A 21,325-nucleotide genomic window follows, 5' to 3' on the forward strand; every position below is an offset into this window, starting at 1 on the left:
CGGGGCGGGTCGGCCTGAAGGTCTCGGGTGTGCGGACCCGGGGCCCGGGGGTCGGCACGCCGCCGGGCCGGCGTCGGTCGGAGCGGGCCCGGCACGGTCCGTGAAAGACTGCTCGCTATGGCCACTGCAGATTCCGGAGACGTCCTGCCGCACCTGCGCACCGAGGCCATCCGCGCCGTCGTCGGGCCCACCAGTGCGGACCGCGGCTTCGCCGTGGCCGCGTCGGGCGCCGTGGGGCGCCTGCGCTACGACGCCGCCACCGGCCGCCTGAGCGCCTCCGTCCAGGGCAGCGCGCCCAGCCCCTACCGGGTGCAGGTGCAGCTGCAGGAGGCCTACGACGACGCCGCCGAGGACGGCGCCGGCGCCCTCATGGAGCCGGTGGGCGGGCGCTGCACGTGCCCGGTCGGGACGGACTGCAAGCACGTGGCCGCCGCGCTCTACCAGGTGGTCCGCCTCGACGCCGACCAGGCCCTCGACGACGCCCGCCGCAAGCTCGCCGAGATGGTCACCACGGCGGACGCGCTGCCCGCGCCCGCCGGACGGGGCCACGACGACGGCGGCCCGGCCGGCCTCGACGCCCCGGCCGCGGACGGGGCGGCGCCCCCACCCGCTGCCGGCCTGGACTGGCGACGGGTCATGGAGCCGCTGGCCGGGCTCGACGGTCCGCGCCGGCTGGGCACGCCGCCCGCGCTGGCGATCGGCGTGGAGCTCGTGGCCGAGTCCTCCCGCAACGCGTTCCAGCAGTGGGGCCCGGCGACGGCCGGGGAGGAGCAGGTGCGCGAGGGCCGCCCGCTGTACGTGACCGTGCGCCCGCTCAAGCGCGGGGCCAAGGGGACGTGGATCAAGGGCGGGCTGACGTGGAAGGCATTCCAGTTCCCGCGCGCCGAGTTCGCCCCCGCCCAGGAGCGGGCGATGCGCCTGATCTGGCGTCAGGTCCAGGCCGAGGACTCCTACCCGGGCGACGCCTGGTTCGGTCTGCACGTCTTCGACTCCCCGCGGATCTGGCAGCTGCTCGCGGAGGCCCGCGAGGTCGGGGTGGAGCTCGTGCCGCTGGGGCTGCTGACGGACGTGGTGCTGGAGGCGCCCGCCGCCGTCGGGCTGGACGTCACCGCCGCCCCCGACGGCGGCCTGGACGTGGCCCCGGCCCTGGACCCGGCCCCGCCCGGCCCCGGGCTGAGCGGTGTGCACGCCGTGGGCGGCATCGGCTTCTACCGCGTGGAGCTCACGGACGAGGAGGCCGTGCTCCACCTGATCCCCGCCGAACGCCCCGTCCCCGAAGCCGTGCAGCAGCTCGTGCTCGCCGGCGGGCCCGTGCGGGTGCCCGCCGCGGACCGCGAGGAGTTCCTCGGCCGGATCTACCCGCGGCTGCGTGGCGCCCTGCCCGTGACCAGCGGCGACGCCTCCGTGGAGCTGCCCGAGTTCGAGCCGCCCGTGCTGCGGCTGCGCGCCGACTTCCGGCCCGACCACGAGCTCGTGCTGCGCTGGTCCTGGCTCTACTTCGACCCGCCCCGCGAACTCGGCCTCGACGCCGGCGGCGACCCCCTGCGGGACACCCGGCACGAGGACGCGGTGCTGCGCGCCGTGGCCGAGCTCTGGCCCCGCGCCGGCCGCGCCGAGGAGCAGGTCCTCGAGGGCGTGGGCGCCGCCCGGTTCTCCGAGCAGGTGCTGCCGCTGCTGCAGCGCGCCGACCACGTGCGCGTGGACGTCACCGGCGACCGCCCCGACTACCGCGAACTGAAGGCCGCCCCGCGCATCGAGGTCGGCACGAAGGCCACGCAGAACGACTGGTTCGACCTGGGCGTGCAGGTCTCCGTGGACGGGCACGTGCTGCCGTTCGTGGAGCTGTTCACCGCGCTCGTGCAGGGCAGGACCACGCTGATCCTCGCGGACGGCTCCTACCTGGGCCTCGATCACCCCGCCTTCGACCGGTTGCGCGCCCTGCTCTCCGAGGCCGCCACCCTGCAGGAGTGGACCCCGGAGCACACCCCCGTCTCACGGCACCAGGTCGGCTTCTGGGAGGACCTCAAGGAGCTCGCGGACGAGGTGGACGAGGACCCGGAGTGGACCGCCGCCGTCGGGCGTCTGGCCGCCGTCGAGCGCCTCCCCGAGGCCCCGCGCCCCGCCGGCCTGAAGGCCGACCTGCGCCCCTACCAGGAGGAGGGCCTGCGCTGGCTCGCGTTCCTGTGGGAGCAGGACCTCGGCGGGATCCTGGCCGACGACATGGGCCTGGGCAAGACCGTCCAGACCCTCGCGCTCTTGGCCCACGCACGCCAGGCCCGGCCCGAGCGGCCGCCGTTCCTCGTGGTCGCGCCGAGCTCCGTGGTGTCCGTGTGGGCGGCCGAGGCCGAGAAGTTCACCCCGGACCTCGACGTGCGCGTCCTGGACACCACCACCCGCAAGCGCGGCACCGCCGTGGCGGACGAGGTGGCGGGGGCGGACGTGGTGGTCACCAGCTACACGCTCCTGAGGATCGACGCCGGCCAGTACGGCGGACTCGACTGGGGCGGGGTGGTCTTCGACGAGGCCCAGTTCCTGAAGAACCGCGCCGCGAAGGTGCACACGGTGGCCCGCGACCTGCGCGCCCCCTTCCGGCTGGCCATCACCGGCACGCCGATGGAGAACTCCCTCAGCGACCTGTGGGCGTTGCTGGGCGTCGTCGTGCCGGGCCTGTTCCCGAGCCACCGCGGGTTCCGCGAGACCTACGTGACCCCCATCGAGACCGGGGAGGACCCCGAGCGGATGGCGGCCCTGCGCCGCCGCGTGCGCCCCTTCATGCTGCGCCGCTCCAAGGAGCTCGTGGCGAAGGACCTGCCGCCCAAGCAGGAGCAGATCCTCCAGGTGGAGCTCGAGCCGGCCCATCGCAAGCTCTACGACCGCGTGCTCCAGCGCGAGCGCCGCAAGGTGTTGGGCCTGCTCGGGGACATGGACGGCAACCGGTTCACCATCTTCAAGTCGCTCACGCTGCTGCGGATGCTCGCGCTGGCGCCGCAGATCGTCGACGACCAGTACGCCTCCGTGCCCAGCTCGAAGCTCGAGCAGTTCCTCGACGACCTCACCGAGGTGATCGGCGAGGGGCACCGCGTGATCGTGTTCAGCCAGTTCACGAGCTTCCTGCGGGTGATCGCCGAGGAGCTGGACCACCTGGAGATCGAGCACGCGTACCTCGACGGCTCCACGCGCGGGCGCGCCGACGTGATCCGCGGCTTCCGCGAGGGCGAGGCGCCGGTGTTCCTGATCTCCCTGAAGGCGGGCGGCTTCGGCCTGACCCTGACCGAGGCGGACTACGTGTTCCTCATGGATCCGTGGTGGAACCCCGCTGCGGAGGCGCAGGCCGTGGACCGGGCGCACCGGATCGGGCAGGAGCGGACCGTGATGGTCTACCGGCTCGTGTCCGAGGGGACGATCGAGGAGAAGGTGCTCGAGCTGCAGCGGCGCAAGGCCGAGCTGTTCGGCGCGCTCATGGACGAGTCCGACGACTCCGGCGCCGGCGCCTTCACCGACTCCCTCACCGCCGAGGACATCCGGGAGCTGCTCGGCGCCGAGGAGTGAGCGCTGCGCGAGGCGTACCGGACGTTTTCGTTCGGGAAACGGCGGCGTGTCGCGACGTTTTCGTTGACGAAACGGCGTCCCGCCCGGCCGTTTCCTCAACGAAAGTCGCCCCCGAGGCGCCGTTTCCCGAACGAAAGCGGGGGGTAGCCTCGGGCCATGCGTCGCCCGTCCCGTTCCAGCACCGCCGCCCCCGTCAGCACCGCCGCCCCCGCCTTCGCGCCGTCCGCCCGGTCGCAGGTGCCGCCGTTCACGGTGATGAGCATCCTCGGCCGGGTCGCCGAACTGCGCGCCGCCGGCCACGACGTCGTCAGCCTGTGCGCGGGGGAGCCGGGCGGGGGCGCCCCGCCCGCCGTCGACGCCGCGGCCGCCGCCGTCCACGCCTCCGGCCGTGCCCTCACCTACACCCCGGCGCTGGGCCTGCCGGAGCTGCGGGCCGCCGTCGCCGGCCACTACCGCCGCTGGTACGGGCTCGACGTGCGCCCCGAGCAGGTCGCGATCACCACGGGCTCCTCGGGGGCGTTCATGCTCGGCTTCCTCGCGGCGTTCTCCCCGGGGGACCGCGTGCTCCTGCCGCGCCCCGGCTACCCCGCGTACCGCAACATCCTCACGGCGCTCGGGGTGGAGGTGGTGGACGTGGACGTCGACGCCGGCACCCGCTACCAGCCCACGGTCGCCCACCTGGAGGCGGCGCTCGCGGAGGGCCCGGTCGCGGGGCTCGTGCTCGCCTCCCCGGCCAATCCCACGGGCACGATGGTCAGCGCCGACGAGCTCGCTGAGCTCGCCCGCTGGTGTGAGGAACACGGTGTGCGGCTCGTCTCGGACGAGATCTACCACGGCATCGTGCACACGGACGGGCAGGGGCCCGGCGCCTGTGCATGGCGCACCTCCCGCACCGCGCTCGTGGTCAGCTCGTTCTCCAAGTACTGGGGCATGCCCGGCTGGCGGCTGGGCTGGATGCTCATGCCGGACGACCTCGCCGCCGCGGTCGACGGCCTCGCCGGCTCGGTCGCCCTCTGCCCGCCCGCCGCGGCACAGGAGGCGGCCGTCCACGCGTTCAGCGAGGAGTCCTACGCGTTCTGCGCTGAGCAGGCCGGCGGCTTCACGGCGACGCGCGGCGTCGTGCTGGCCGCCCTGCCCCGGCTCGGCTGGGCCGACGCCGCCCCCGCCGACGGCGCCTTCTACCTGTGGGCCCGCCTCGCCCCGGGCATGCTGGCGGAGTTCGGCAGCGCCGTCGGCTACTGCGCCGCCCTGCTGGAGGAGGCCGGCGTCGCGCTGACCCCGGGCGACGACTTCGACGCCGTCCACGGGCCCGAGTTCGTCCGCCTCTCCTTCGCCGCCGGCCCGGACGTCGTCCACGAGGCGCTTGAGCGGATCGCCGCCTGGCATGCGGCGCGCGGCCTGGCCTGACCTGCGGCGGGGTCGCGGCCCGCAGGCCGACGTCGGCACCCGCCTCCGTCTCGGACGGCGCCGAGTCGCCGTCGGGTGAGACGTCGGCGGCCTCCTCCGTCTCCGAGGAGGACCGCGTCGACCCGACCCGGACCACCGAGGTCTCCGCGGTGACCCCTCGCATCCTGCTCTCGCACGAGGGCGGGCTCACGCTGCTCGACGCCGAGTCCGGCGAGGTGGTGAAGGAGCAGGATGTCCCGGGCTTCACGCGGCTGAGCAATGCCGGCAACGGCAAGGACGTCCTGGTGACCACCGGGAACGGCTGGGAGGTGTTCTCCACCGGCATCCAGGCCAAGGCTCACGGCGATCACGTCCACAACTACGAGTCCGCGCCCGGCATGACCGGTGTGACGTTCCCGGGCGAGCACCCCGGCCACGTCGTCACCCACCACGGCAGGACCAGCCTCTTCGCGGACGGCGCGGGCGCGATCCGGACCTTCGACTCGGCCCACCTGGACAAGGCGACCCCGGACCTCATGCCCGTCATGACGGAGGTCGAGACCGACGACTGCCCCGGCAGTCACGGCGAGGCCGCGGCCCAGCCGACGGAGGCGGGCGACGTCGTCGTGATGGGCTGTGAGAACGGGCCCGTCGTGTACCGGGACGGCGAGTTCCACAAGGTGGACGTCGAGACCGAGTACCAGCGCTCCGGGAACCTGTTCGGGCTGCATGACTCGCCCATCGTCCTGGGTGATCACAAGGTCGAGGAGGAGCCGACGGAGGCCGTCGAGCGGCCCACGGCGATCGCCCTCATCGACACCCGCACCGATGAGCTCACCACCGTGGACCTCGGCTCGTCCTACTGGTTCCGCTCGCTCGGCCGCGCCGAGGACGGCTCCGCGGTCGTGCTGACCTACGACGGCGAGGTCAACGTGATCGACGAGGAGACCGGTGAGGTCACCGCCGAGCACCCGGTGATCGAGCCGTGGAAGGAGAAGGACGAGTGGCAGGAGCCCGGCCCGATCCTGAAGGTGGCCGGGAACACCGCCTACGTCACCGACGCGGAGGCCCAGAAGCTCGTGGCCGTCGACCTGGAGACCGATGAGGCCGTCCTGGAGAAGGACCTGGAGTTCGCCCCGGTCGAGATGGCCGTGGTCACCGGCCAGCCGGAGTCCGCGAAGCCCGAGGCGGCCGCGGACGCCGAGTCCGGCCACGACGAGCACACCGACCACGATCACTGATCGGGCTGGACACGGCGGCGGGGGTCAGCGCCGCGCGGCCGTGGCCCCCGCCGGAACCGGGTCCGACGCATCGGCGGGGTGTCCGAGGCGCGGGGCGGACGGCTGGAGCGCGAACACGAGCAGCGTGATCGGGCCGACGAACGGCACCAGCCCGAGGAACAGCCACGCGCGGCTGAAGCCGGCATCGTGGAGGCGCCGGGCGAGCAGGGCGAGCGAGGGGAGTGCGTGCGTGATCCCCACCAGGAGGATGGCCGCGTCGCGGAGGGACAGGTCCGGGGAGCCGAGGACGAACACGTCCAGGGCGGTGGACACGAAGCGAACGGCGGCCTGCAGAAGCCACACGTAGAGCGCCGCGAGCCAGAAGTCGGCGCGGGAGGCGCGCCCGCTGAACTGCACGTAGCCGGCGTAGTAGCGGCGGATGGCCTGAAGCATGTTCATGGTCCGGCCCTCAGTCCTGCCGAGGGGACGCCAGCAGCCCCTGCGCTGCGACGATCACGAGCATCGCAGCCCCCGCTGCGGCCGCCCCCGCGGGCCCAGCCACGGGATCGCCGAGAGCCGCGAGTGCGGCACCGGCGAGCCCCAGCATGGCCATCGCCCCGCCGATCCACCAGAACACCGGGGCCTGGAATGCCCGGGCGAACGGGAGGAAGTGGCCACCCACCATGGCGGCCACCAGGGCGATCTGCGCCGTCGGTGCGTCGAGTGCGAAAGCCACCAGGCGTGTAACGGGGAAGAGCGCCAGCATCGTGACGACGGCGATCCCGTAGACGCGCAGCGCGCCGCGGGTGGGCGTCGGCACGGTGGGCAGCACCCGCCGGCGCAGCAGCACCACCACCAGGGTGAAGCTGATGAGCGAGATGGCGACGCCCCGCAGCGTGCCCTGGTGCTCGGCCGGCAGCCCCGCGACCCCGCCCAACAGGAAGGCGGCGCCGCCGATCACCCCGATCAGCCCGCCCGACACCACCGAGTGCCGGAGGTGGCCGATCCCGCGGACGGGCGGGTCGTCGTCGTGGTGGGCCGGCCGCATGGGGCGGGCCGTGGTCGTGTCCGTCATGGTTCCCCCTCGCATCACGTGTGACATGCGTCATCCTGCCATGACGGGTGGACGGGTCAGGCCCCCTGTGGACAGGCCTCGATGATCATCAACGGGTGCTCCGCCGCGTCGAACGGGCGGCCGTGCCAGTCGCTCCAGACGCGGTCCACGCCCTCGTCCGAGTACTCGGTGCGCCATCGGTGCACGACGACGCCGTCCGCGTCCGGCGTGCTCGTGGCCTCGGACTCGACGAGGCGACCGGCCGCCGTCGTCCGTTCCGTGGGCTCCTGCAGCCAGTCCTGGTCGATCAGGTGCATCGCCACGTTCCCGCTCATGATCACCAGGTCCGCCGACGCCGGCTCGATCAGCTCCGCGGTGCCCCGCCGCCACTCGACGCGGTCCCCGGCCGGGGCGCGCCCGGGCGACGCGCAGCATGGCCTCGGCCGGGTCCGGATGCATGGACGGCACCGTATCTTGAAGATGACCGCATGCACCGCCAGCTGGACCACGAGGAGTTCGACCAGCGGCTCGAGGGCTGAGCCGCCGCCGTCACCGCTGAGCCGTGCCGCGGTCCGGCCGCCCACGCCACGAAGACGCAGAAGCGCCTGGCCGGCTGGGCGCAGGGCGTGTCTCCTCAATAGGCAGGCACCCATTGCGGCAGTTCAGTGCGTCATGCCTCGTGGCCGCGGCTGCTGTAGACCACGATCGGCGCTCCACTGGGATCATGCGTGCTCTTCCACACGGTCATGCCGATTCGTTCGGCCACGCGACGGGAAGCCATGTTGTCGGGGTTGATGATCGCGGTGACCATCGTTGCGTCGAGTGTCTCGAACCCGTATCGCAGGCAGGCAGAGGCCCCCTCGGTTGCCAGTCCTTGTCCCTGACGTTCTGGCAGGACGTGGTAGCCGACCTCGAGGACCTCTCGGCCGTCGACGTTCTGCCAGGTCAGGCCGCAGTCACCGATGAAGTCGCCGGTGGTCCGGTGTTCGATGACCCACAGGCCGAACCCATGCTTGGCGTAGTTGTCCTTTGACCAGTTGATCCACCGCTGTACCTCGTTGCGCGACTTGGCTCGCGGGTAGTAGCGCATGACCTCCGCGTCTCCGAGGAGCCGGCACATGTCGTCGAGGTCAGCGTCGGTCATGCACCGGAACGTGAGTCGATCTGTGGGTTGCGGGATCACCCGACGACCTTACCGACGGCACTGAACCGGCTTCTTGTCTTCGACATGTGCGTGAAACCACCCCCGCGGTCGCCTCGGTCACCACGGTGCCGCCCCCGTGGTCTGCCGCGCTCACCCCACGAAGACGCAGAAGGGGTGGCCGGCCGGGTCCGCGAACACGTACAGGGGCTCGTCCTCGTCGTCGGAGCGGTCCAGGACGAGGCGCCCGCCCAGGCGCAGGGCGTGGTCGTGGGCCGCGTCGAGGGAATCGCGGTCCGGCACGGTGAAATCCAGGTGCAGCTGCATCGGCACCTCGGGCGACGGCCACGTGCTGGGCTTCAGTTCCTCGGTGCGCTGGAACGTCAGGACGCGGCGGCCGTCGTCGTCCAGCAGCACGAGCCAGTCCGCGCTGTCCGGCTCGCGGCCGTCCGCGAGCTCGTCGCCCGCGCGGTAGTGGAGGCCGAGGAGCTCGCGGTAGAACTCCGCGACGGAACGGATGTCGACGGCGTCGATCACCGGCTGCTGGAGCACGGGGCGGCTGACCATGGCCACACATTAAGCGACCTCGGCGTCCGCGTCAGCGTCTCGGCCTCAGTCGACGTCGTCGCGCCCCGCATCCACCCACCGCGCGGCCGGCACGACGGCGGCCAGCGAGACCACCGCCAGGACCTGCCACCCCGCGAGCGCCCAGCCGACCCCGAGCGTCGCCCCGAGCGCACCTCCCGCGAGGGTGGCCAGCGGCACGGAGCCCCGGGTGAGGGTGCGGCGCATCGCGGTGACCCGCCCGAGCGTGCCCTCGGGGCAGGCGCGGGCGGTCACGGCGGCCTGGGTGATGTTCCCGAGCAGGACCATGAACCCCCAGAGGGCGGCGCCGGCCAGCAGCCACGGCCCGGCATGGGCGCGGTCGGCGTAGGCCAGCAGGTGCAGCCCCACGGCCACGGCGCAGCCGACCGAGCCGAGGAGGATGCACCGGCGCTCGCCCAGCCGGTCGATGGCCCGGCCTGCCAGGGACGAGGCCGCCAGCGCCCCGACCGCGCCTGCGGTGATCTGGACGCCCAGGAACTCCGGCCCGAGCTGCAGGTCGGTCAGGATCCAGACCGCCTCGACCGGCGCGAAGAGGGCCATGCCCACGTTGGCGGCCACCGACCCCATCGTCAGCAGCCACAGGACCGGGGTGCGCCGCAGGACCGTCCACCCCTCCGCGGCATCCTTCCCGAACCGGGCCCAGCGGGACAGGACGCCCGCGACGCCGGGGTCCCCGTCGTCGTCCGGGACGTCCGCCGCGGCGGAGGGCCGCAGCCGCACCCGGAGCGCGACGATCGCCGCCGCGAAGAGGAACGCCGTCGCGATGCCGAGCACGGGCCCTGCGCCCAGCGACCCGACGAGGACGCCCGCCGCGGCGGGCACGATCAGCACAAGGGCGGCGTCGGCGGACTCGAGCCGCGCCGTCAGGCGGGCGACGGCGGTGGCCGGCACGACGCGCGGCACGAGCGCGGTCTGGGTGGTCTCGGCCAGCACCGTGAGCACGCCCAGCAGGGCCATGACGGCGGCGAGGTGACCGAACGTGAGCGCGTCGAGCGCCCACGCCACGACGAGCGAGCCGAGCACCGCCGCCTTGGCGAGGCCGGTGGCCGCGAGCAGCCGCGGGCTGAGGTGTCGGTCCACCACGATGCCGATGGGCACGCCGAGCAGGAGGAATCCCAACCCGGAGAGCGTCATCAGCACGCCCATGCCGTCGGCGCCCACGCCGAGCAGGAGCACCGCCAGGACATCCAAGGCGACGTCCGTGGCGGACCGGCCACCCGCGTCGAGGGCGTTGGAGGCGACCAGCCACCGCGCCCGTCCTTCCGGCGGGGGCGTACCAGTGTCAGGGCCGCGGGGGGTAGGCGTCAGACGACGCGGGTCCGTGCTCACCGCCACACGTGGAGCAGGTAGCCGTAGCTCAGTGACGTCGCTGCGGGGTGCTCGGCGAGCCACGCGTCGGCGACCCCTTGCTCGAACTCCAGCCGCAGGACGGCCTCGAGGTCGGCGCGGGAGTCGAAGGTCCACGAGCTCATGACCTCGCGGGTCTCGGCCCCGATGCCGGCCCACCACTCGCGGGCGTACGTGTCCTGGCCCTGCGCTGCGGCGTTCGTGCTCGCCCGCAGCAGCTCGGCGAACTGGCCGCGCTCGGTGTCGTTGTCGATCACCACGAGCGCGCCGCCGGGCCGCAGCACCCGGGTGACCTCGTCCAGGCCGGGTCGGACGTCCCAGCGCGGGTGCGGGAAGAAGTACGCGAACCGGGCGTGCACGACGTCGACGCTCGCCTCCGGCAGCGGGATCTGCTCGGCCGAGCCGTACAGCACGCGCGCCCCGCCGGGGCGGGCGCGGGCGGCCCCCAGCAGGCGCACGTCCGGCTCGACGGCGATCGTCTCGGCCGCGTCGGCGTAGCGGGGCAGCCAGAAGCCGGTGCCCGCACCGAGGTCGAGCAGCGTCCGCCCGGCCCAAGGCGCCGCCTCCTGCAGCGCCGCCCAGAGGGCGCCCTCACGGTCCATGGCCGCGTTCTCGATCTCGTACAGCGCCGGGTCCACGCCCTGGTTGCCCGAGGGCCGGAAGTCGGGCAGGTCCGTGGCCGGTCCGCCCGGTGTGCTCTGCGTCATGCCCAGGAGTCTGACACACCCCCCCTCCACGCCAGTCCGTCACACGGGTCTGCCTCGGCCCGCCGCGCCCCGGAGAGGCTCCGGCCGGTCCCGGATGGCGCGGCGGCGGCTCATATGACGCGCGAGCCGGCCGCCCGCTGGACTCGCCGCGGCCCACCGCGTGGGATGGGCGCACCACCCATCCAGAGCGGCCGAGAGATCTGGCTCGACGACGCCGCAGCAACCCGCCCGCCGGACCCGGACCCCCGGGACCGGCAGGCCCGGTGCTACCGCCAGGACCGATGGAGGAGAGCAGATGCCCCGTCATGCCACACAACAAGTCCACGCCGGCTACGAGCCCGCCGCACCCCACCGGCCGGTCGTCCCGCCCATCCACCAGACCGCGGCGTTCCGTTTCCCGGACCACGCCACGGCGGCCGCGATGTTCCGGCTCGAGACCCCCGGCTTCACCTACAGCCGCACGGGCAACCCGACCGTCGCGGTGTTCGAGAACCGCCTCGCCGCGCTGGAGGGCGGCATCGGCGCGATCGCCACGGCCACCGGCCAGGCCGCCGTCGCACTGTCCCTGCTGGCGCTGCTGCAGGGCGGCAAGCACCTGGTCGCCTCCAGCCAGCTCTACGGGGGCACCGTGGACCTGCTGACGGACACGTTCGCGGACTTCGGCATCGAGGTCACCTTCGCGGACCCGGCAGACCCGCCCGCGTGGGCCGCCGCGGTCCGGCCCGACACCCGCGCGTTCTTCCTCGAGGCCATCACCAACCCGCTCGCCACCCTCCCGGACCTGCCCGCGCTCGCGGACCTCGCCCACGCGGCCGGTGTGCCCGTGGTGGTGGACAGCACCCTCGCGACGCCGGCCCTCTACCGGCCGCTGGAGCACGGCGCCGACGTCGTCGTGCACTCGGCCACCAAGTTCCTCGGCGGGCACGGCGCGGTGCTCGGCGGCGCGATCGTGGACGGCGGCATGTTCGACTACGGCGCGGCGCCGGACCGGTGGCCGCAGCTGGCCCGACCCAAGGCCCGCTACGGCGGGCAGACGCTGGTCGAGCGGCACGGCCGCGGCGCCTACCTGACGCTGGCCCGCAGCAAGTTCCTGCACGACCTCGGCCCCACCCTCGCCCCCGCGAGCGCGGCGCAGTTCATCCAGGGGCTCGAGACGCTCGACCTGCGCGTGGCCCGCCACACCGCCACCGCCCTGGCCGTGGCCGAACACCTGGCCGGGCACCCCGCGGTCGCGCGGGTGCACCACCCCGGCGTGGCCGGACATCCCAGCGCGGCGCTGGCCGCCCGCGACTTCCCGGACGGCGTCGGCTCGGTGTTCTCCTTCGACCTGGTCTGCGGCCCCGAGACCGTGGCCCCGTTCCTCGACGCGCTCGAGCTGTTCCAGCTGGTGGTCAACGTCGGCGACGCCCGGTCCCTCGTCTCCCACCCCGCGACCATGACGCACTGTCGCCTGACGCGGCAGCAGCGCGAGGACGCCGGGATCGCCGAGACCACCGTCCGGCTCTCCATCGGGCTGGAGTGTCCCGACGACCTGATCGCGGACCTGGACCGTGCCCTGGCCGTGGTGACTGCCGCCGGGCCGGCCGTCCCCGCCACCACGCCCGCCGTCCCCGAGACCGCCGCCGTCACCCAGGAGGTGCGCTGAGATGACCGCCGTCCACCACACCACCCGCTCCGTCTCCCGCCCCGCCGTCCGCGGCTTCACCACCACCGCCGTGCACGCCGGCCAGGAGCCCGACCCGCTGACCGGCGCCGTGGTGCCGCCGATCTACCAGACCAGCACCTTCGTGCAGGACGGCATCAACGTGCTGCGCGCCGGGCACGAGTACAGCCGCGGCTCCAACCCGACCCGGAACGGCTTCGAGACCCAGCTCGCCGCCCTCGAGCACGGCGACCGGGCGTTCGCGTTCGCCTCCGGGCTCGCCGCCGAGGACGCCCTCCTGCGGGCCGTGCTGCGCCCCGGCGACCACATCGTGCTGGGCGGTGACGGCTACGGCGGCACCCACCGCCTCATCACCACCGTCCTCGAGCCGTGGGGCGTGTCCAACACCCCCGTGGACATCACCGACCCGACGGCGGTCGCCGCGGCCGTCCGCCCCGGCCGCACCGCGCTGCTGTGGGTGGAGACGCCCTCCAACCCGCTGCTCGGCATCGCGGACCTGGCCGCCTGGGCGCAGATCGCCCACGACGCCGGCGCGCTGCTGGTCGTGGACAACACGTTCGCCTCGCCCTACCTCCAGCGGCCCCTCGACCTCGGCGCGGACGTCGTGGTGCACTCCACCACCAAGTACATCGGCGGGCACTCGGACGTGCTCGGCGGCGCCGTGGTGGTGGCCGACCGCGAGTTCCGCGGCCGGGCGCTGGCCGAGGCGGTGGCCTACCAGCAGTTCGCCGCCGGCGCGGTCGCCGGTCCGCAGGACTCCTACCTCGCCGCCCGCGGCCTCAAGACGCTCGGCCTGCGCATGGACCGGCACGGTGCCAACGCCACCGCGCTCGCGGGCTGGCTGCAGGGCCGCCCCGAGGTCGCCCAGGTCTTCTACCCCGGGCTGCCCGACCACCCGGGCCACGCGCTCGCCGCGCGGCAGATGGACGGCTTCGGCGGCATCGTCTCCGTCCGGCTGGCCGGGGGAGAGGCCGCGGCCCGCGCATTCGCCGAGGCCACCGAGCTGTTCGCGCTCTCGGTCAGCCTCGGCGGGGTCGAATCGCTGCTCTGCTACTCCTCCGAGATGACCCACGCCTCCGTGCGGGGCACGCCCCTGGCGGTCCCCACGGACCTGGTCCGGCTCTCCGTCGGCATCGAGGACGTGGCCGACCTGCAGGCGGACCTCGAGGCCGGCCTCGAGTGCGCCGCACGCGTCGCCGCCGGCCGCGGGGCGCCGTCGTCGTCCGCGGTGCCCCGTCCCGCCCCCGCCCACCACCGCACCACCCGCGCCCGCACCCCGGAGAGGACCCGATGAGCCACGCCACCCTTGTCCCGAGCACCGTTCCCACCCGCGTGGACGACCTCACGTTCAGCATCCACACCACGCCGTTCGACGAGGACTACACGCCCGCCGCCAGCACGCGCGCCACCACGAACTTCGCGAACCTCGCCCGCGGCGCGGACCGGCGGGAGAACCTGCGCGCCGCCCTGGCCATGATCGACGGGCGCCTCAACGACCTCGCCCCCTGGGACAACCCGGAGCGGGACCGCTACACGGCGCGGATCGAGATCGTCTCGATCGACGTGCACTTCACCGCCGACGACGGCGCGGGCGTCGACTTCCCGCTCATGGAGATGCTCGACGTGCGGGTGGTCGAGCGCGCGACGGGCGCCGTGCTCGGCCGGAGTGTGGGGAACAACTTCTCCTCCTACGTCCGCGACCACGACTTCTCCGTGGTGCTGCCCGCGCACGCGGCGACGTCGCCGGGGACCGAGGAGCCCGACGGCTTCGGCGACCTGCACGGGCGGCTGTTCCAGCACCTGCTCGACTCGCAGGCGTACCGGGAGCGGTTCCCGCAGCCGCCCGTGATCTGCATCAGCGTGTCCACGAGCCGCACCTACCGGCGGCTGACGAACGAGCATCCGGTGCTCGGGGTCGAGTACCGCCAGGACGCGCCCTCCCGCACGGATCGCTACTTCGGCCGGATGGGCCTGGGGATCCGGTGCTTCCTGCCGCGCGGGGCCGTGGCGCCGCTGGCGTTCTACTCGCGGGGCGACCTGCTCAACGACCACGCGAACCTCTCCCTGGCCGGGCTGATCGCCACCATGGAGACCTTCCAGCGGATCTACCGGCCGGAGATCTACAACGCGAACGCCGGGGCCGGCGAGGTCTACCGGCCGCGCCTGGACCACGGCGACTTCTCGCAGACCCGGATCGCCTACGACCGCGAGGAGCGGGCCCGCCTCGGCCGGGAGCAGGGGGAGTACACGCAGGAGCACTTCGTGGGCCCGCACCGCGACCTGCTGGAGCGCTGGGCCGCCGCCCACGCCGCACGAGACACCGAGGAGACCCGATGACCACCCTGATCCCCACCACCCTCGTCGGCAGCCTGCCCAAGCCCGGCTGGCTCGCCGAGGAGGAGACGCTCTGGTCGCCCTGGAAGCTCGAGGGGGAGCAGCTGCGCGAGGGCAAGCTCGACGCGCTCGCCCTCGCCGTGGCCGATCAGGAGCGCGCGGGCATCGACATCGTCTGCGACGGCGAGCAGACCCGCCAGCACTTCGTCACCACGTTCATCGAGCACCTCGGCGGCGTGGACTTCGACCGGCGCGAGACGGTGCGGATCCGTGACCGGTACGACGCGAGCGTGCCGACCGTCGTCGGGGAGGTGGGCCGGCCGTCGTCGGTGTTCGTGGACGACGCGAAGGCTCTGCGCGCGCGGACGGACCGGCCCATCAAGTGGACCCTGCCCGGGCCGATGACCATGATCGACACCCTCGCCGACCGCCATTACGGCAGCCGCGAGAAGCTCGCGTGGGAGTTCGCGCGCATCCTCAACGAGGAGGCGCGGGAGCTGGCGGCGGTGGGCGTCGACGTCGTGCAATTCGACGAGCCTGCGTTCAACGTGTTCTTCGACGACGTCCGCGACTGGGGCGTGGCGACGCTCGAGCGCGCGGCCGAGGGCCTGACGTGTGAGACGGCCGTGCACATCTGCTACGGCTACGGGATCAAGGCGAACAACGACTGGAAGGCCACGCTGGGCGAGGAGTGGCGCCAGTACGAGACGTCGTTCCCGCTGCTGCGCGAGTCCACGATCGACACGATCGCCCTGGAGCGGCACCACTCCCGGGTGCCGGCGGAGCTCATCGGCCTGCTGCGCGGCAAGAAGGTGATGGTCGGCGCGATCGACGTGGCGAGCGACGAGATCGAGACGCCCGAGGAGGTCGCAGCGACCCTCCGGGAGACCCTCGAGTTCGTGGACGCGGACAAGCTGATCGCGAGCACCAACTGCGGCATGGCGCCGCTGGCTCGCTCGGTGGCGCGGGACAAGACGGCGGCGCTCGTGGCCGGCGCGCGGCTCCTGCGGGAGGAGCTGGGCGGGGAGTGAGGGGGCCTGGTGGCCTTGCCTGGCCGGCGGCGCCCCGTCAGGATCGTCTGCATGGATCCTGATGCGAGCCCCCGTGTCCGGCTCACCGCTGACGATCCCCGGCCGGGCAGTCGTCCCGCGACGTCGACCGAGGGGCCCCACCGACAGCTTGATCAGCGATCATCGCCGGAGCTGTGGGGCCGTCTGGTCGCTGCGGTGTTCGCCCTCGACGGCGTCGAGGAGGGCCACAGCACCGTCTCGCCAGCAACGTCGCGCGCCGTCCACCTGACAGGCCGGCCGGAGGAGCGCACCCCGGAGGTCAACCTCTCACCAGGCCGGCGCTGGGAGCCGGTGCACCTGCATGGGGTGGACGACACGTCAGTGCACCTCGTCCTTGCACCCGAGCGCGGCGTCCGTCTGGCCGAACTCGGATGGCTCGAACCGCATGGCTACGCGGACTTCGGCACGGAGTGGATGCTCTACGGTCCGCGGGACGAGGCAGAGCTGGCCGTCGTCGTCGGGATCATCGAGGAGTCGCTCGCCTACGCGCGCGGCTGACGCAGCGCCCCGGAGCGGGGAAGCGGACGCGAGAGGAAACTGCGAATTTTTCGTTTTCGCGGGTAGTCTTGCTCCATGACGGCGACGGTGAATGACAAGCACACGGTGCTGCCGCCGACGGATCTCGAGGAGATGCTCGACGTCGGCAGGTTCCTCGACGGCCTGACGCAGCCGGCCGCCCTGGTCGGCCCTGACGGGCAGAAGGTCCCCCTGCCGCCAGAGGCTTTCAACGTCCTGCGGGACGTCGTCGAGGCGATGCGGGTGGGCAAGGCCATCACGGTGGCACCCGTCGACCAGCTGCTCACGACACAGGAGGCGGCGAACTTCCTCGGCATCAGTCGTCCCACGCTGGTGAGGCTGCTTGAGGAGGGCGCGTTGCCGTACGAGAGGACGACCGGTGGTCGGCACCGACGCATCCGGCTCCACGACGTCGTGTCCTATCAGCAGCGGAAGCGTGGGGAGCGGCGTGCTTCGCTGAGCGACCTCGTAGGGGAGGCCTCGTCTGCGGGGCTCTACGACCAGAAGGCGGAGTCCTACCGCGAGGCGTTGCGTCAGGCTCGCGCCGACCTCCGGAGTGAGCGCGGGTAGTGGCTCGTGCCGGAGGCGCGCTCCGGCGTCTGCCGACTCATCCCCACACGCCGGAACCGGCGATGAGCCGGACCGCAAGCACCGCCATGACCACCGCGATCACCACGTCCACCACGCGCCACGCCTTCGGGTCGGCGAGCACCCGGGCCAGCAGACGCGCGCCGTAGCCGAGCGCGGTGAACCACAGCACCGAGGCGGCGACGGCGCCGGCGGCGAAGACCCACCGCGCGTCGGGACCGTGCTGGTTGGCGAGGCTGCCCAGCAGCACCACGGTGTCCAGGTAGACGTGCGGGTTGAGCCAGGTCAGCGCGAGCGTGGTGGCGACGACCGAACCCGCGGTGCGCGGCGCCTGTTCGGCCACGAGCCCCTGCGGGCGCAGCGCGGCACGCAGGGAGGAGACCGCGAACCAGAGCAGGTACAGGGCGCCGCCCCAGCGCAGCACCTCGAGCAGCCACGGCACGGCCTGCACGAGCGCGCCCACCCCGGCGGTCCCGGCCAGGATCAGCACGGCGTCCGAGGCCATGCACACCAGCACGACGGCGCCCACATGCTCCCGGCGCACGCCCTGGCGGAGCACGAAGGCGTTCTGGGCGCCGATGGCGACGATGAGGGCGAGTCCGGTGAGCAGGCCGGCGCCGGCGAGGGTCCACATGGGTGAGGACGCTAGGGCCCGGCCAGGCCTGAGCCAAACGAAGAGAACTGCAGGTGCCTAAGCTCTGCTTCATGAACCTGGATCAGCTGCAGGCACTGCGTGCGATCGCGGACGAGGGCTCGTTCGAGGCGGCCGCGTACGAGCTCGGCGTCAGCGCCTCCGCGGTCAGCCAGCGCATCCGCGCCCTGGAGCGGGAGGTGGGGCAGGTGCTGCTCCGGCGCGGCACACCCTGCGAGCCGACCGAGGCCGGCGTCGGCCTGGTGCGCGTGGCCCGGCACATGCGGGTGCTCGAACAGGAGGCGTGGGCCGGGCTGGGCCGCACGGCGGCCGGGCGCAGCGTCACCTCTCTGGCCGTGCCCGCCGACGTGCTGGGCACGTGGTTCGGGCCCGTCCTGGCGGAGGCCGCCGACTGGGACGACACGGTCCTCGACCTGCACGTCGAGGACCAGGACCACAGCGCCCGGCTGCTGCGCCGCGGCGAGGTGCTGGCCGCCGTCACCACGGAGCCGCAGCCGGTCCAGGGGTGCGCGGCGGAGCCGCTGGGGAGCATGCGCTACGTCCCGCTCGCCTCGCCCGCCCTGCTCGCGCGGCACGCGGCGGGGGACGTCGTCGACCTCGGCGCGATGCCCATGATGCGCTACAACGCGAAGGACGACCTGCAGCGCCTCGCGCTGAGAGGCGCCGGACTGGACGTCGCCCCGCCCACGCACCTGGCGCCGTCGTTCGACGGGTTCCACCGGTCCGTCCGGGCCGGCCTGGGGTGGGGCATGCTCGTGGACGCCCAGGCCGTCGAGGACGTGCGCGCCGGCCGGCTGGCCCGCGTGCCCGGGCTCGACGACGTCCTCGTGCCCCTCTACTGGCAGGCGGCCACACTGCCCGTGACGCGCCTGGTGCGGCTCACACGGGCGGTGCGGGAGGCGGCCCAGCGGACGCTCGAGCGGGGGTGAGGCGGCGCCGAGGTCGCGGGCCGTCAGCGACGTCGCAGCGGTGTCGACGCCTCCATGGACGCCTCGGCCAGCACAGGCCGGAAGCCCAGCGCCTCGTTGACGTCGAGCATGTGCCGGTTCTCCTCGGCGTTCCACGTGATGATCGCGCGGGCCTCGGGCAGCGCGTCTCGGACGGCGACGAGGTTCGCCGCCTTCACGCGCATGCCGAGGCGGCGGCCGCGGTGCTCGGGCAGCACGATGGTGTCCCACTGGTCGATGAGCCCATCCGGGCGCGAGCGGGGCGCCACCAGCTCGCTCAGGGCGACGATCCGACCGGTGGCACGGTGCCGCGCCACCGCGCGGAAGAGCCGGCCGGTCGTGAGGATCTGCTCGTCCATGCGACGCACGCGGGCCGCATCCCAGACCTGCTCGACCACTGTGCGTTCCCCGGAGGGCACGTCCGTGGCCATGCGGGCCTTGAGGACGGCGAGGTCGTCCTGCAGGGACGCGTCGGCCGCGCCCTCCCAGGCGTGGAGCTCGTAGTCCGACGAGACGCGTTCGGCCTCGGCCAGGGCGACGGCGGGGTCGATCCCCGGATCGGCGAAGTCATACCGGCTCACCCGCTCGATCTGGACGAGCGCGAAGCCGTAGGACTGGGCGAGACGCACACCCGGATGCTCGGCGGGCACCGCGCCGGCGCCGTTGGGCGGGGTGAGCGCCCGTTGCCCGGCCACCGGCCGCGGCGTCAGCGGCCAGGTCTCGAAACGGGTGAGGCCGGCGGTGTCCAGGACGAGCCGCTCGGCCAGTGCGCGGCCGTGGCCGCGTCCGCGGTGCCGCGGGTGGACGTAGACGTTGAGGGCGGCCGCGTCAGGGTCGTCGACGTGGTTGATCAGGACGCGGGCGTAGCCGACCGCCTCGCCGTCGACGTACGCCAGGTAGCGGCGCTGCGTGTGGTCGGTCTCGGCGGCGGCCTGGATGAGAGCGTCCGTGGGGGTCTCGTCCCACTCGGTCGTGCCGATCAGCTCGTGGTTGTACTCGTCTCCGAGCTGGCAGTAGGCCCGCCAGTGGGGGTCGTCCGACGACGCGGGCAGGGGGAATTCGATGATGTCAGGCATGCGGTGTCTGCTTTCTGAAGAAAGGGGTGGGCGCAGAGGCACCCGTCGAGCCGTGCTCGAGACGGGCGCGCGGGGAGGCCGGTGGTGGGTCGTCGGACCCACGGGGTCACTGCTGCTGCATCATGGGGTGAACTGTGTCACGATGCGGGCCGGTGGGCAAGGGCTTTTGCCGGAGAGATGCGACCCAGATTTCACCTGACGCGCGGGGAACTCTTCGCATATCGGGCGGGATCCGATCGGCGTGAAAACTGGGTGTCCAGGTGGGCGCCCCCGCGCGCCCCGAGGCTCGCCAGAAACGTACGGGCGGCTGCCGCTCTGGCGGGTTGATTGTGGCGAGTCATGTGGCGGGCGGACAGGGCCGGAGGTGGCGCACACGACGCATGGCGGGACCCCTCGCCACAAACGACCGTTTGTGCCGGGGCGCTGGGTGTGGGTGCTGCTTCAGTCTTCATGGGCAGGGGTCGCCGGTGGATCGGTCGTGGTCTAGGTTTCTTTTGGCGTACTCGTAGGGCCCTCGTAGCTGGGCTCTCGGGCCCAACCCATCCGCCCTTGAGCTTCGGAGGTCACCCGATGATCGAATCCACCCCAGCTGGCCGGGTCTCGGGGCGGTCCGCACCGCAAGTGGTCCTGGGGCTCGTGCTGCTGGTGCTCATCGTTCCCGTGGCCATAGCCGTCTTCATGGCCGCCTACGCTGTCGCGGAGTTCGCCCAGGGCAGCCACGCTCCCGTGGGGGCACCTTCCTTGCTCGTCAGCGTGGGGCAGCTCCTCGCCGTCGCATGCGCGGCCGTCTGCGGCGTCCGGTTCGCTCGATCCAGATCCCCTCGCTCTCGGTGGGGCTGGACGGCCGCGGTGGTTGCTCTGTTGGTGCTGGCCGCCTGGCCTGTCCTGGTGGGAGGGATCGGCCTGGTGGAGCGAGAGGCGTGTGAAGTCCGCCCGGCGCCGTTCTGGTGTGAGTGAGCCTGCAACCGCAAGGGGCCGGCGCCAGGGCGCAGCTGTCCCCAGGGGGGCTATCCGGGTACGAGGACTCGTTCCTACCCTGGGGAGATGACTGCACCGGATGCCCTGCCGCCCTCAGAGTTGCCGTCCACGCCTGAGGTGCGCCGGGTGATGTCCGCGCTGGTCCAGAGGTACGTCAGCCGTGAGACTCACGCGCGTCTCCTCGACGCCGACGTGAGCGGGGGCGTGCTGACGGTGGTGGCCTGGCAGGCCGGCCCGTCCCCAGCGGGCCCGGGAGGGGTGATCGGGCACCGCACAGACCTGGGGATGCGTCTGGCCGAGTGCGAGGGGGATCTGGAGGCGGGGCTCCTGGATGCATTGCAGTTCCAGGTGTTCGAGCCGAGCGCGCCGGGCTGGGCGGCGTCCAGGCGGGTATAACCCCAGCGGGGCGGCACAGAACGTCGTGCCGTCCCGCTGTTTGCTCATCGGCCGACGGAGAGCTCGATCAGTTGCGGGCTGCTGCAGCAGGCGTC

General features: G+C 73.2%; 20 protein-coding genes. 11 read left to right on the forward strand and 9 right to left on the reverse strand.

Features of this window, described 5'->3' with window-relative positions; translation table 11 throughout:
• Positions 1-117 precede the first annotated feature (117 nt).
• From ACUXPL_RS07340 to ACUXPL_RS07350, 3 genes are all read left to right on the forward strand, one after another.
• Positions 118-3,549, forward strand: coding sequence for a DEAD/DEAH box helicase (locus tag ACUXPL_RS07340; protein ID WP_454182931.1), 3,432 nt, complete (start codon positions 118-120; stop codon positions 3,547-3,549).
• Between the two features lie 156 nt (positions 3,550-3,705).
• Positions 3,706-4,956, forward strand: a complete 1,251-nt coding sequence (locus ACUXPL_RS07345; protein WP_454182933.1) for an aminotransferase class I/II-fold pyridoxal phosphate-dependent enzyme — start codon at positions 3,706-3,708, stop codon at positions 4,954-4,956.
• Positions 4,957-5,105: 149 nt separating this feature from the next.
• A complete protein-coding gene (locus ACUXPL_RS07350; protein WP_454182935.1) occupies positions 5,106-6,176 on the forward strand; it encodes a hypothetical protein in 1,071 nt (356 codons plus the stop codon).
• Positions 6,177-6,200: 24 nt separating this feature from the next.
• Here the strand turns inward: ACUXPL_RS07350 and ACUXPL_RS07355 are convergent, their stop codons facing one another.
• The 7 genes from ACUXPL_RS07355 to ACUXPL_RS07385 all read right to left on the reverse strand — a co-directional run bounded on the left by ACUXPL_RS07355 (position 6,201) and on the right by ACUXPL_RS07385 (position 11,010).
• Complete coding sequence (locus ACUXPL_RS07355; RefSeq protein ID WP_200969506.1) at positions 6,201-6,614, reverse strand: DUF805 domain-containing protein; 414 nt, start codon at positions 6,612-6,614, stop codon at positions 6,201-6,203.
• 10 nt (positions 6,615-6,624) lie between these two features.
• Entirely contained in the window at positions 6,625-7,230 is a 606-nt protein-coding gene (locus ACUXPL_RS07360; protein WP_236252056.1) for a hypothetical protein, read from the reverse strand.
• Positions 7,231-7,286: 56 nt separating this feature from the next.
• Positions 7,287-7,793, reverse strand: coding sequence for a hypothetical protein (locus tag ACUXPL_RS07365; RefSeq protein WP_454182937.1), 507 nt, complete (start codon positions 7,791-7,793; stop codon positions 7,287-7,289).
• A gap of 86 nt (positions 7,794-7,879) precedes the next feature.
• On the reverse strand, positions 7,880-8,392 hold the full coding sequence (locus tag ACUXPL_RS07370; protein WP_353301161.1) for a GNAT family N-acetyltransferase: 513 nt from the start codon (positions 8,390-8,392) through the stop codon (positions 7,880-7,882).
• A gap of 111 nt (positions 8,393-8,503) precedes the next feature.
• Entirely contained in the window at positions 8,504-8,917 is a 414-nt protein-coding gene (locus ACUXPL_RS07375) for a VOC family protein (protein ID WP_206397505.1), read from the reverse strand.
• 45 nt (positions 8,918-8,962) lie between these two features.
• Positions 8,963-10,348 (reverse strand): MFS transporter, encoded by a 1,386-nt coding sequence (locus ACUXPL_RS07380; RefSeq protein WP_454182939.1) that lies wholly within the window; start codon positions 10,346-10,348, stop codon positions 8,963-8,965.
• On the reverse strand, positions 10,282-11,010 hold the full coding sequence (locus ACUXPL_RS07385; protein WP_200969500.1) for a class I SAM-dependent methyltransferase: 729 nt from the start codon (positions 11,008-11,010) through the stop codon (positions 10,282-10,284). The genes ACUXPL_RS07380 and ACUXPL_RS07385 overlap by 67 nt, the downstream gene beginning before the upstream one ends.
• A 295-nt stretch (positions 11,011-11,305) precedes the next feature.
• On the opposite strand from ACUXPL_RS07385, the gene ACUXPL_RS07390 reads away from it, so the two are divergent.
• The 6 genes from ACUXPL_RS07390 to ACUXPL_RS07415 all read left to right on the forward strand — a co-directional run bounded on the left by ACUXPL_RS07390 (position 11,306) and on the right by ACUXPL_RS07415 (position 17,163).
• Positions 11,306-12,655, forward strand: a complete 1,350-nt coding sequence (locus ACUXPL_RS07390; RefSeq protein WP_454182941.1) for an O-acetylhomoserine aminocarboxypropyltransferase/cysteine synthase family protein — start codon at positions 11,306-11,308, stop codon at positions 12,653-12,655.
• 1 nt (position 12,656) lies between these two features.
• Positions 12,657-13,967 (forward strand): cystathionine gamma-synthase, encoded by a 1,311-nt coding sequence (locus ACUXPL_RS07395; protein ID WP_182488790.1) that lies wholly within the window; start codon positions 12,657-12,659, stop codon positions 13,965-13,967.
• The gene (locus tag ACUXPL_RS07400; RefSeq protein ID WP_182488789.1) at positions 13,964-15,010 is read left to right on the forward strand and encodes a putative oxygenase MesX; all 1,047 of its coding nucleotides are present in this window, start codon (positions 13,964-13,966) and stop codon (positions 15,008-15,010) included. The genes ACUXPL_RS07395 and ACUXPL_RS07400 overlap by 4 nt, the downstream gene beginning before the upstream one ends.
• Positions 15,007-16,038, forward strand: a complete 1,032-nt coding sequence (locus tag ACUXPL_RS07405) for a methionine synthase (protein ID WP_182488788.1) — start codon at positions 15,007-15,009, stop codon at positions 16,036-16,038. The genes ACUXPL_RS07400 and ACUXPL_RS07405 overlap by 4 nt, the downstream gene beginning before the upstream one ends.
• Before the next feature lie 51 nt (positions 16,039-16,089).
• Positions 16,090-16,575, forward strand: a complete 486-nt coding sequence (locus ACUXPL_RS07410) for a luciferase domain-containing protein (RefSeq protein WP_259400041.1) — start codon at positions 16,090-16,092, stop codon at positions 16,573-16,575.
• Positions 16,576-16,650: 75 nt separating this feature from the next.
• Positions 16,651-17,163 (forward strand): helix-turn-helix domain-containing protein, encoded by a 513-nt coding sequence (locus tag ACUXPL_RS07415; RefSeq protein WP_371485274.1) that lies wholly within the window; start codon positions 16,651-16,653, stop codon positions 17,161-17,163.
• 37 nt (positions 17,164-17,200) lie between these two features.
• Here the strand turns inward: ACUXPL_RS07415 and lysE are convergent, their stop codons facing one another.
• A complete protein-coding gene (gene lysE / locus ACUXPL_RS07420; protein ID WP_104483878.1) occupies positions 17,201-17,815 on the reverse strand; it encodes an L-lysine exporter in 615 nt (204 codons plus the stop codon).
• 71 nt (positions 17,816-17,886) lie between these two features.
• Here lysE and ACUXPL_RS07425 point away from each other — a divergent pair, with 71 nt between their 5' ends.
• Positions 17,887-18,762, forward strand: a complete 876-nt coding sequence (locus ACUXPL_RS07425) for an ArgP/LysG family DNA-binding transcriptional regulator (protein ID WP_182488792.1) — start codon at positions 17,887-17,889, stop codon at positions 18,760-18,762.
• Positions 18,763-18,785: 23 nt separating this feature from the next.
• Here ACUXPL_RS07425 and ACUXPL_RS07430 read toward each other — a convergent pair whose 3' ends face one another.
• Positions 18,786-19,856 (reverse strand): GNAT family N-acetyltransferase, encoded by a 1,071-nt coding sequence (locus ACUXPL_RS07430; protein WP_182488786.1) that lies wholly within the window; start codon positions 19,854-19,856, stop codon positions 18,786-18,788.
• Between the two features lie 1,044 nt (positions 19,857-20,900).
• Here ACUXPL_RS07430 and ACUXPL_RS07435 point away from each other — a divergent pair.
• Positions 20,901-21,230 (forward strand): hypothetical protein, encoded by a 330-nt coding sequence (locus ACUXPL_RS07435; protein ID WP_182488785.1) that lies wholly within the window; start codon positions 20,901-20,903, stop codon positions 21,228-21,230.
• The last annotated feature ends 95 nt before the right edge of the window (positions 21,231-21,325 follow it).

This window comes from Micrococcus sp. 140720015-1, assembly GCF_053627595.1.